The sequence below is a fragment of the Ohessyouella blattaphilus genome (assembly GCF_024721265.1).
GTDB classification, from domain to species: Bacteria; Bacillota; Clostridia; order Lachnospirales; family Lachnospiraceae; genus Aequitasia; species Aequitasia blattaphilus_A.
This window is the reverse complement of record NZ_JAMXOC010000001.1, coordinates 36,444-47,684: the sequence shown is the minus strand read 5'-3', so window position 1 is coordinate 47,684 and position 11,241 is coordinate 36,444. Positions and strand designations below refer to the sequence as shown.

Annotated in this window: 9 protein-coding genes; all 9 read left to right on the top strand. The window is 36.4% G+C overall.

Going from position 1 to position 11,241, the window contains the following annotated elements; translation table 11 throughout:
• The first annotated feature begins 12 nt into the window (after positions 1-12).
• Positions 13-2,400 (top strand): VanW family protein, encoded by a 2,388-nt coding sequence (locus NHH16_RS00190; protein WP_262067578.1) that lies wholly within the window; start codon positions 13-15, stop codon positions 2,398-2,400.
• Positions 2,401-2,537: 137 nt separating this feature from the next.
• Positions 2,538-3,407 carry a glucose-1-phosphate thymidylyltransferase RfbA gene (gene rfbA / locus NHH16_RS00185; RefSeq protein ID WP_262067577.1) on the top strand — a complete coding sequence of 290 codons (870 nt, stop codon included), beginning with the start codon at positions 2,538-2,540 and terminating at the stop codon, positions 3,405-3,407.
• A 15-nt stretch (positions 3,408-3,422) separates the two neighbouring features.
• Positions 3,423-3,971 (top strand): dTDP-4-dehydrorhamnose 3,5-epimerase, encoded by a 549-nt coding sequence (rfbC, locus tag NHH16_RS00180; RefSeq protein ID WP_262067576.1) that lies wholly within the window; start codon positions 3,423-3,425, stop codon positions 3,969-3,971.
• A gap of 12 nt (positions 3,972-3,983) precedes the next feature.
• On the top strand, positions 3,984-4,760 hold the full coding sequence (locus NHH16_RS00175) for an ABC transporter permease (protein ID WP_262067575.1): 777 nt from the start codon (positions 3,984-3,986) through the stop codon (positions 4,758-4,760).
• A gap of 19 nt (positions 4,761-4,779) precedes the next feature.
• Positions 4,780-5,511, top strand: coding sequence for an ABC transporter ATP-binding protein (locus NHH16_RS00170; protein WP_262067574.1), 732 nt, complete (start codon positions 4,780-4,782; stop codon positions 5,509-5,511).
• A 21-nt stretch (positions 5,512-5,532) separates the two neighbouring features.
• Positions 5,533-7,437, top strand: coding sequence for a rhamnan synthesis F family protein (locus NHH16_RS00165; protein WP_262067573.1), 1,905 nt, complete (start codon positions 5,533-5,535; stop codon positions 7,435-7,437).
• Positions 7,416-9,071 carry a glycosyltransferase family 2 protein gene (locus tag NHH16_RS00160; RefSeq protein WP_262067572.1) on the top strand — a complete coding sequence of 552 codons (1,656 nt, stop codon included), beginning with the start codon at positions 7,416-7,418 and terminating at the stop codon, positions 9,069-9,071. Before NHH16_RS00165 ends, NHH16_RS00160 begins: the two co-directional genes overlap by 22 nt.
• Positions 9,072-9,085: 14 nt before the next feature.
• A complete protein-coding gene (locus NHH16_RS00155) occupies positions 9,086-10,045 on the top strand; it encodes a glycosyltransferase family 2 protein (RefSeq protein ID WP_262067571.1) in 960 nt (319 codons plus the stop codon).
• A 94-nt stretch (positions 10,046-10,139) separates the two neighbouring features.
• Complete coding sequence (locus tag NHH16_RS00150) at positions 10,140-11,222, top strand: LCP family protein (RefSeq protein WP_262067570.1); 1,083 nt, start codon at positions 10,140-10,142, stop codon at positions 11,220-11,222.
• The last annotated feature ends 19 nt before the right edge of the window (positions 11,223-11,241 follow it).

Genomic DNA, 11,241 nt, shown 5'->3' with positions numbered 1-11,241 from the left:
GAGGGTTAATAGATGGGAAAAAGAGGGTTGGCATTCGTTTTGGTGATATCATTAATAATTAGTAGTTTGTCTTTGGGCAGTATAGTACAAGCGCAGGATTCACCGACAGAAATTAAAACTTTGACGCTGAAGAAAGAAATAGTATTAGAAGGACAGGGCATGGAGCAACAGTTGTCAAAGTACGAGGATAATGTGATTGAGGGGTTGTTGGCATGTGAGCAATTAGCCATCATTACGAAAGATTATTCTTTTACGTGGGATGACTATGTGTACTTAAAAAATCAATTTGTTCAACTTAAAGAACTAGATTTAAAAGAGTGCCAGTTTGCGGATACAAGTGTTTGCGAGAATATCCAAAAAGACATGTGGGTTAGCACCTCGTTTTCGACATCGCTAGTGAATGACGAGCAGCAGAAAGATGATATATCCAGTATGCAAGATATAACTGCATCTGAAGTCGAAAATCTTTCTCGCGGAATCGAATTACGTGTGCAACTTAACGGCTTTTGTATAATTAATAATGGCAGTTCTATAGACTTGGGTGTTGCTTATGATTCAAATGATCCAGATGTTTTGTTTGCGTTTGAAATTTATGATTTGCAAACAAAAAAATGGATAACTGTGGCAAATTGGCAGAAGGGTAACTGGGTAACTTGGCATCCTATAGCACGTGGTAATTATTGGCTTCACGTAAAGGCGAAGTTGACTGATGGAAAAAGCGTGACGTACACTCAAGGTTATTTCTATGAAGGTGTTAGTTTGGAACTTCAAGCGCTACATATACTTGATAAAGTCGATCATTATGATTTGGGAATCGCCTATAAAACAAATGATAAAAATGTAAGTTTTACTTGGAAAACCTATAATTTACAAACAAAGACCTGGGAAACGATTTCCGAGAGCTATAAAGGGAATTGGGTATCTTGGGAACCGAAGAAAAAAGGAAGTTACTGGATACATGTTGAGGCGAAGGCGGCAAATGGATTAAAAAAGTCGTATACTCAGAGTTTTTATTATTCGGGAAAATATCTAACATTTGAAGGGATATGTCAAATTCAACAAAAAAATCAGATTGATTTAGGGGTGGCGTATAAATCGAATGATAAGCATGTTGAATTCAAATGGCAAGTGTATGATATAAGTTCACAAACATGGTCGACCATTAGAAAATTCGGAAAAGGGAATTGGGTATCCTGGAAACCAAAAAAATCAGGTGATTATTTGATTCATGTAGAAGGAAGAACCAGTACAGGTGAAAGTGTTTCTAAAGCAATAGGGTATCATGTTGTAGGTCCTAAAATTCAGACGTATACAGCTAATCCCAAGTCTCCATATTGGGTAAATAAGTCGATTTCTTTTGCAGGTGAGTATTCGGATTTTACCCAACAAGTGAAGAGAGAGCGTTTCTTGGTTTATGATGGAAGAAGTTGGACAGAAATGCCTATGGTAGATGGGGTGGCGACTTGGACAGCGAAAGAGGTTAGGCAATATGCTGTTTGTTATCAACTACTTGATGAAAATAATAGCGTTTTAGATGAGAAGTTTCAATATTATAATATTGAAACTCCGTATTTACGCCATAATGGTATTTATGTTCGTTATGATGGTAATCGAACATATGGGATTGCAGCCAATGTTAGTACAAATGATCGCGACGTAATGTATAAGTGGCAATATTACGATGTGACAAATAAAAAGTGGTATTTAATAAGTGACTGGAGTCGCTCGAATGCATCTACATGGAAGCCGCAGTCACAGGGATACTATTGGTTACATGTGACCGCTAGACGAAGTGACGGTGTGGAAAGTTCGTATACGTTAGGGTATAGTGCAAGCTTTATAAAAGTATTAGGCTCGTTTAGTACTCAATCTACAAATAATGCCAACGGTTGGCATAATATGGCGTTAGCGCTGAATAGATGTAATGGTGTTACACTTATGCCAGGTCAGACTTTTTCGTTTTCACTTCAAACAGGTCCTTGGTCTGGAGGAAATGGATATGTAATTGGAGGAGTAGTTGGTGGTCAAGGCTGGGGAGGCGGAGTATGTCAAGCCTCGACAACACTATATGGTGCTGTAATTAGAAGCGGAATGACGATTGTGGAAAGAAAAAATCATAGTGTGCCGTCAACTTATTGTCCACGTGGCTTAGACGCGATGGTAGCAACAGGAAGTTCGGATTTGAAGTTTAGAAATGATTTTAACTTCCCAGTTACAATTCGCACGTCTGCATACGGGAATGTACTCTATGCAGAGATTGTAGGAGATGATCCAGGCTGGTTTGATAGGATTGAACCATTTTCATGGTCAACGGGTGGTGGTTCTTATGCCGCATGTCGTGTGTATTATAAAAATAATGTAGAAGTGTATCGAAATGCTCTGCCAAATTCATATTATTAGATTTTGATGAGTAAGTATAAAGCCGCTAATTTCCGTAGGATATTAGCGGCTTTATACTTTTGATATTGTTATTAGATGTATATTTTGTTATACTTTATAGGATGTTTTGAAAAGATTTGAAAAAAGGAGGAATAACGGTGAAAGGAATTATTTTGGCAGGAGGTTCAGGAACAAGATTATATCCACTTACAAAGGCGGTTTCAAAGCAAATAATGCCAGTATATGATAAACCAATGATTTACTATCCTCTATCCATACTGATGCTAGCAGAAATAAATGAAATATTGATCATTTCGACGCCCCGTGATGTCAAAGTCTTTGAAGAATTACTTGGAGATGGATCACAACTCGGGTTAAAGCTATCTTACGCTATTCAGGAAGAACCGCGAGGTCTGGCTGAGGCGTTTATTATTGGTGAAGATTTTATTGGTCAGGATAATGTAGCTTTAGTTTTAGGAGATAATATCTTTTATGGGCAGAGTTTTTCACGTATATTAAAGAATGTTGTTTCGCGGGAAAAAGGGGCGACTATTTTTGGTTACTATGTACGTGATCCTAGAGAGTACGGTGTAGTGGAGTTTGATGAAAACAACAAAGCTATTTCGATAGAAGAGAAACCTGAGAGACCGAGATCAAATTATGCGGTCCCGGGTCTTTATTTCTATGATAATGATGTTGTTGAGATCGCAAAAAATACAAAGCCTTCTGCGCGAGGTGAATTAGAGATTACAAGTATTAATAATGAATATTTGCGTCGAGGAGACCTGTATGTGGAGACACTAGGAAGAGGGTTTGCATGGTTGGACACAGGCAATCACGATGCACTTTTAGATGCCGCCGATTTTGTGGCTGCTTTCCAAAAGAGGCAAGGTCTATATATTTCCTGTATTGAGGAAATTGCGTATAAGCGTGGATTCATCAATAAGGAACAGTTAATTGAACTTGCAAAGCCGCTTGCAAAGACAAGATATGGTGAATATTTGATGGAGATTGCAGAAGGATTATAAGAAAGAGGTAAAAAAATGGGACAGATTCAAGTGGAAACATGTGAAATTGAAGGGCTTAAAATTATTACGCCAACAATTCATGGTGATAAACGTGGCTACTTTATGGAGTCATATAATCTTGAGGATTTTAAAAAAGCGGGTATCGATACAGTTTTTGTGCAAGATAATCAATCATCTTCGACAAAAGGTGTTTTACGCGGATTACATTTTCAAATCAATTTCCCACAAGATAAGCTCGTCAGAGTTTTACGGGGCGAGGTATACGATGTGGCTGTTGATTTGAGAAAAGGATCGCCTACATATGGTCAATGGCAGGGGGTACTGTTATCAGAAGAAAATCATAAGCAGTTTTTTATTCCTAAAAATTTTGCACATGGTTTTTTGGTATTATCCGATAGTGCTGAGTTTGCATATAAGTGCTCGGATTTCTATCATGCAAACGACGAAGGTGGAATTCTGTATAATGACCCAGCGTTAGATATAGATTGGCCAATCAGCGAAGGAATGGAGCTGAATATCTCTGAAAAGGATCAAAAGTGGCCTGTTTTATCAGATATTAGATAATTGGAGTAATGCATGAAAAAGTATATCAATAATTTTATGAAATATCGAGAATTACTACTTGAGTTGATACGAAGGGATATTAAGACAAAATATCGTCGTTCGGTATTGGGGATGTTATGGTCAGTGCTTAACCCATTGGGAATGATGGTGGTTTTGTCAGTTGTATTTTCAAATGTGTTTAGAGCGAATATTGAGAATTTCCCGGTATACTTAATGTGTGGTCAACTAATTTTCAACTTCTTTAATGAAGCTACAAATGTGGCGATGGGGTCAATACTTGGAAATGCATCCTTAATCAAGAAGGTATATTTGCCGAAATATATTTTCCCAACAGCTAAAATTTGTTCTACTTTTGTCAACTTAATGACCTCGTTTATTGCACTGTTGGTAGTAGTTGTTTTTACAAGAACACCAATACACCCAACTATTTTTTTGGTGATATTCCCCATTATATATGTGTTTCTTTTTGCTTTGGGCTTTGGAATTTTCTTATCAGCGATTGTAGTTGTTTTTCGAGATATGCAACATTTTTATAGCATCTTGGTGACCGCTTGGATGTATTTAACTCCTATTTTCTATCCAATAGATATTTTGCCGAACTATCTTAAGATTATTGTCGGGTTAAATCCTTTAGCAAATATTATCGAAATGTTTCGTGAGGTCGTGTTATATGGAGCGGTTCCCAGTATGGTACTTCATGTTAAGTGTTTAGTTAGTTGTGGGATTGCATTAGTTGTAGGCCTGTATGTTTTTTATAAACAACAGGATAAATTTATTTTAAGAGTTTAGTCATGTAGGAAGGACAGTTATGCAAGATACAGTAGTTCGCGTAAATGATGTTTCGATACAATTTCGACTTTATAAAGAAAATGTTGATAGTTTGAAAGAATATCTAATTAAGAAATTTAAACAGAAATTAACATATGATGAATTCTGGGCGTTACGGAATATCAACTTTGAAATAAAAAGAGGAGAGTCCGTTGCGCTAATAGGGAAAAACGGTTCTGGGAAAAGTACTTTGTTGAAAATTATTGCGGGGGTTTTAAAACCAACAAAAGGCGTTGTTCAGACGTATGGAACAATCGCACCAATGATTGAATTAGGAGCAGGGTTTGATATGGATCTTACAGCTCGAGAAAATGTGTATCTGAATGGTTCTATTCTCGGTTACTCTAAGAGTGAGTTGCGGAAGCAAGAAGAGAATATTCTTGAGTTTTCAGAACTTTACGATTTTTTTGATGTTCCGATTAAAAATTTTTCTTCAGGTATGATTGCTAGACTTGGCTTTGCCATTGCAACCATTTACACGCCGGATATTTTGATAGTAGATGAAATTTTATCAGTAGGAGATTATAATTTTCAACAAAAATGCCATAAAAGAATTCAAGAGATGCTCTCAAAGGGAACAACACTATTATTTGTTTCTCATAGTATTGAGCAAGTGAAAGAAATCTGTGATAGAGCGATTTTGTTAAGTCACGGAGAAATGCTTGCAGATGGCAAAACAGAAGAAGTGAGTGAAATATATAGTAGTATGTGAAAAACCTAATGGAGAATAAGCATGATAATTAAAAGTGAAGCAAAACGGTTAATGATATATTTTTTCTACGATGCAGATGGTATTGTGGATAAATATGTTGAATTCTTTTTGGATGATGTAAAAAAAAGTGTCTCAGAAATAATTGTAGTTTGTAATGGGAAGTTGACAGAAGACGGTAATAAAATTTTGTCAAAATATGGAGACGTTATTGTCCGAGAGAATAAAGGTTTTGATGTTTGGGCTTATAAAGAGGCGCTGATGTCAAAGGGCTGGGATCAACTTAATGAATATGATGAAGTGATTTTGGCTAACAGTACCATTATGGGGCCGATTTATTCTTTTTCGGAAACTTTCGAAAAGATGGATAAAAAGGATTTGGATTTCTGGGGAATCACGTTATATTTTGAATACGAGGGAGATCCTTTTGGGTATTCGCCATATGGTTACTTACCTGATCATATCCAATCACATTGGATTGCGTGTCGTAGGAGTTTGGTATCTTCAAAAGAGTTTCAGAATTATTGGGAAGAGATGCCAATGATAGAAAATTATGAACAAGCGGTTGGAAAGCACGAGTCTATTTTTACGAAAAAATTTGCGGATTTAGGCTTTAAGTGGGACATATCGGTTGAAATGGAGGATTTACGGCAATTCAGTGGATACCCTCTGATGATGTGTCCAAAGTTGTTACTTGCTGAAAAAAGATGTCCTATTTTTAAAAAACGTAGTTTTTTCCATATGCATTCTGATTTATTGCGCAATACAACGGGTGAGCCTACTCGGGAAATGTTTGACTTTATAGATCAAGGTACAGAGTATGATACAGATTTGATTTGGCAGACAGTTATACGAGGGGTTAATCAATATGATTTATTTAGAACTTTAGGATTAATGTATACATTGCCAACACATCTATTAGATAAAGAGCTATTGAAAGAGAATTTGCAAAGCAAACAAGTTGCCCTGGTGATGCATATCTATTTTACGGATTTACTTGAGGAATCCTATCATTCAGTTTCGGCAATGCCGACACAAAGTGATATATATCTTACGACGGATACAGCAGAAAAAAAGAAAGCGATTGAAGAAAGATTTGCGGATTTTCCATGTAATAAATTGGAAGTACGTCTGATCGAAAATCGAGGTCGAGATGTAAGTGCTTTGCTAGTAGGAGTCAAGGATATTATTATGAACTATGATTTAGTGTGTTTTGTTCATGATAAAAAAACTGCTCAAGTAAAGCCGGGGACGGTAGGAGCATCATTTGGGTATAAATGTTTTGAAAATACGCTTTCGAATGAGGATTTTGTTGGAAATGTAATAAATACTTTTTTTGCAAATGAACACCTAGGTATGCTTTCGCCACCAGAACCTAACCATGCGGAGTTTTATCCAACGATGGGTCTAGAGTGGGGGCCTAATTTTGATGTTACGAAAGAACTAGCTGAGGATCTTGGAATATCTGTTCCGATGTCAGCAGGGTGCCCACCTTTAGCGCCATTAGGAACAATGTTCTGGTTTAGACCTTGTGCTATGAAATCCTTATTTGAGCAGGATTGGAATTATAGTGATTTTCCAGAGGAGCCAAATGAAATAGATGGAACGTTATTACATGCAATTGAGCGAATATACCCGTTTGTTGTTCAGGATGCTGGATATTATCCAGGTATTTTGATGTCGGATAAATTTGCTGCGATAGAATACAACAACTTAAAATTTTATATTCGTGGCATTAGTCAGTATTTCTCATATAATGGGATAGGGCCTTATTATGAAGATAGCTTAAATTGGTTAGGGATGATGTTGTCACATAAGGGTATCATACGAGCAGCAATTAAGATGAAAATCAAGCAATTTCTAAAACGTGTTTTGCCAAAGCGTTTTCACAAACCATTAAAGCAACAATGGAGAAAAATGAAGGGTTAGTTTATATGTTTTTTTCGTTTTATAAAGTAAAAAAGACGCTTGCATATGTTAAAAGATACGGGTTTAAAAGTGTATATACTAAGTATAGGGATAAAAAGCTATCTACGAACTCCCAGTACCAGTCATGGTTGCTTTCTCAACGTATTAGCGACAGTATTGCGGAAGAGCAGAGTATTAAGAAATTTGAGGCACAGCCTCAAATTTCTATTATAGTCCCTTTATTTAATACTAATCCTCTCTTCTTACGAGAAATGATTCACTCAGTTCGTACACAAACTTATTCGAATTGGGAATTAATTTTAGGGAATGCTAGCCCTGAGAATAAAGAGATGGAGAGCGCGCTCCTAAAGGCGATAGGTGAAGAGAAACGTATTCAGGTATTTGAAATTAGAAATTCTGGAATATCTGAAAATACAAATGAATTAATTAAACATGCAAGCGGTGAATATATAGGTTTATTAGATCATGATGATGTAATAGAAAGAGATGCGCTTTATGAGTATGTGAATTACTTAAATGTTCACGGAAGTAAGGCGTTATTATATTGCGATGAAGATAAAATGGAAAGTGATTCGGATGGTGGAAACCGTCGGTTTTATGATCCTAATTTCAAACCGGATTTTAGTCTTGAAATGATTAGAGCGAACAATTATATTTGTCATTTCTTAATGATTAGACGAGATGTACTTCAAAAGATAGGTGGGCTTGATTCGAAGTATGAAGGAGCACAAGACTATGATTTGATTCTACGAACGATTGACTATTCAAGAGAAGTAGGCCATATTGACAAAGTGTTGTATCATTGGCGAGTTCATAATGCTTCTACAGCGGATAATCCACTAAGCAAGGAATATGCCTATGAGGCAGGATTACACGCACTGGAAAACCATTTAACGCGTAATCAAGAGAATGGTGTTCTGAGACATACGGACAGTCCCGGGTTTTATGAAATAGAGTACGGTTTGAAAAACGAAAAAAAGGTGTTGATTGTTCTAGAAGATAACAAAGATATTGAGATTGCCTTGAATAAAATGTCTTTTAAAGACCTACCGTTCATAGAAATAGAGGTAGTGAAAGTCAAAAGGAAGGTGACGGCGAAGAGTCTAAATCGTATTGTTTTTGATGCGAAAGCTCATCAAGTTATCTTTATTGGATATATGGTTAGTGGAATTAAGCAAAGAGATTTAACACAGTTGATAGTAAATTGTGCAAGAGACGGAGTCGGGGTTGTTGGGGGCAGAATTATTTACAAAAGAAGAGTTTGCAGTGCAGGTATTACCTTCAAATCAGGAGAGTGCAGAGATTTATTTGCGGGATATAAAAATTATCTAACGGGTTATATGCATCGATTAAATATGCAGAGAAATGTATTAGCGTTGCGTTCAACGTGTTTTGCTTATGATATAAGTGTTTTTAAGAGGATGCAAGGATTAGATGAGGCTTTAGATTTTGAAATATCTCATATTAATTATTGCTTGGCGTGTGAACGTGTGGGCGAAGCCGTTGTGTATTGTCCAAATATTAGTGTTGACATTAATGATCCATTGCCATATGTTTCTGGAGAAAATGTGAGCTGGAATGAACGCGATCCATATTATAATCAGAATTTGTATGCTGTTAATCTTAAGTGCTAGTGAGAAGGTGTGAGATGGATAAAGTAACGATTGTTATTCCGAATTATAACGGTTGTTCTATGCTAGATATTTGCCTTGAGTCAATTATTAAAAATAATACTCTTGAAACGAGTATAGTTGTTGTTGATAATGGCTCGACGGATAATAGTAGAGAGATGGTTAAAACTAAGTATCCAAGTGTACGTTTCATCGGACTAGACAAAAATTACGGTTTTTGTAAAGCTGTTAATGTGGGCATCAAAAGTGCGTATACAGATTACGTGTTGCTTTTAAATAATGATATTGAAATTGATGCATTGTTTGTGGAAAAAATGTACTCGGCGATTCGATTGTCGAATAAAATTTTTTCGGTTGAAGCCTGTATGATACAATATTATAATCGCACGTTAATAGATAGTGCAGGGACCTTCTATAATGCTTTTGGATGGGCTTTTGCACGTGGAAGTGGTAAAGCTGTTGGAAAATATTCCAGATCAATGAAGACTTTTGCTACCTGCGCAGGGGCGGCTATATATCGGAAAAGCGTTTTTGAGGAGATAGGTTATTTTGATGAAGCGCATTTTGCGTATTTAGAAGATGTTGATATTGGATATCGTGCACGTCTACATGGATATATAAATAAATATGAAGCCGAGGCAAGAGTTTATCATATGGGGAGTAAAACTAGTGGTTCTAAGCACAATGGTTTTAAAGTAAAACACTCGGTGCAGAATAATATCTATCTAATTTATAAAAATATGCCGTTTATTCAGATCGTGGTTAACTTTCCTTTTCTGTTGTTTGGTTTTTTGATTAAATTTATCTTTTTCTTTTTGAAAGGTTTAGGGAGGGATTATGCGAAAGGTTTTGTTTCGGGGTTTCGAGTTGCAAAGCAAAATCACGATAAAAAAGTGTGTATTAAGCCCTGTATGATAGGTTCTATCATGAAAATTCAGCTGGAATTGTGGCTAAATCTCATCAGAAGATTTTCTTAAGAATGTTGCAAAAAGGCACTTTATGATGTATCATATGTAATGGTTTGTAACAAATTTGTAATAAATATAGAGCCTTTATAGGCGGGAGAGTGCGATGATTTCGAGGCTGAATGTTGAGCGGGAGAGAAGAAGAAAAAGAAAAAAAAGAATTCGAGCACTAATTTTAGTGCTGGAAGTTATCATACTTTTAGCGCTTGGTGTAGTTGCGTTTGCTATGCGGAAGTTGGATTTAATGGATAAGGTTAATATCGAATCTGTTATTACAAATGAGACTCTAAATGATGAGGACTACACAAATATTGCTCTTTTTGGAATCGATGCACGTGAAGGGGAAACAATAGGAGTTCGAAGCGATACAATAATAATTGCGAGTTTAGATAATGTGAATAAAAATCTTCGTTTAGTCTCTGTGTACAGAGATTCATTTTTGCGTCTAGAGGGAACAGAAGGTCCTTATTATGCGAAAGCTAATGATGCGTATGCGATTGGTGGGCCGCAAGAGGCTGTAAATATGCTTAATCGTAATTTGGATCTTAACATTCAAGATTATGTAACCGTTAATTTTGGGTCGATGTCTGATATAGTAGATCTACTTGGTGGTATAGAAATCGGTATGATGCGTGAAGAAGTGATTCATATGAATAATTATTGTGTTGAAACATCAGAGGTCACAGGTAAAGAGTATGAACCAATTGAACCGCCAGAGGTAATGGGGACATATAATCTAAATGGTGTTCAGGCTGTATCGTATGCAAGAATCCGAGCCACAGACGGCGGTGATTTTAAAAGAACAGAGAGGCAACGCCTCATTTTGGAAAAAATAATGGAGAAGGCAAAACAAACAAATATATTCCAGTTAAATAAAATTGCGAATAAAGTCTTGCCGGAGGTGTCAACGAGTCTTGATATAAAAACAATCTTAAAAATTGGCGAAGCGTTGTTAAATTATGAAATGCTTGACTCAACAGGCTTTCCATATGAAACGGCATTGCCAAGCGAGATACCAGGATATTCGGGGTCATACGTGGTCCCTGTCAATTTATTGAATAATGTTACACAGTTGCATAATTCTCTTTTTCCTGATGTAGAGTATGTGCCGTCGGATATGTTAAACTTGATTAGTGGAGATATAATATACTTGACGGGTATTGCAACGTTGGAAGACGCATATTATTAAGAATACGAAAGGGAGCATT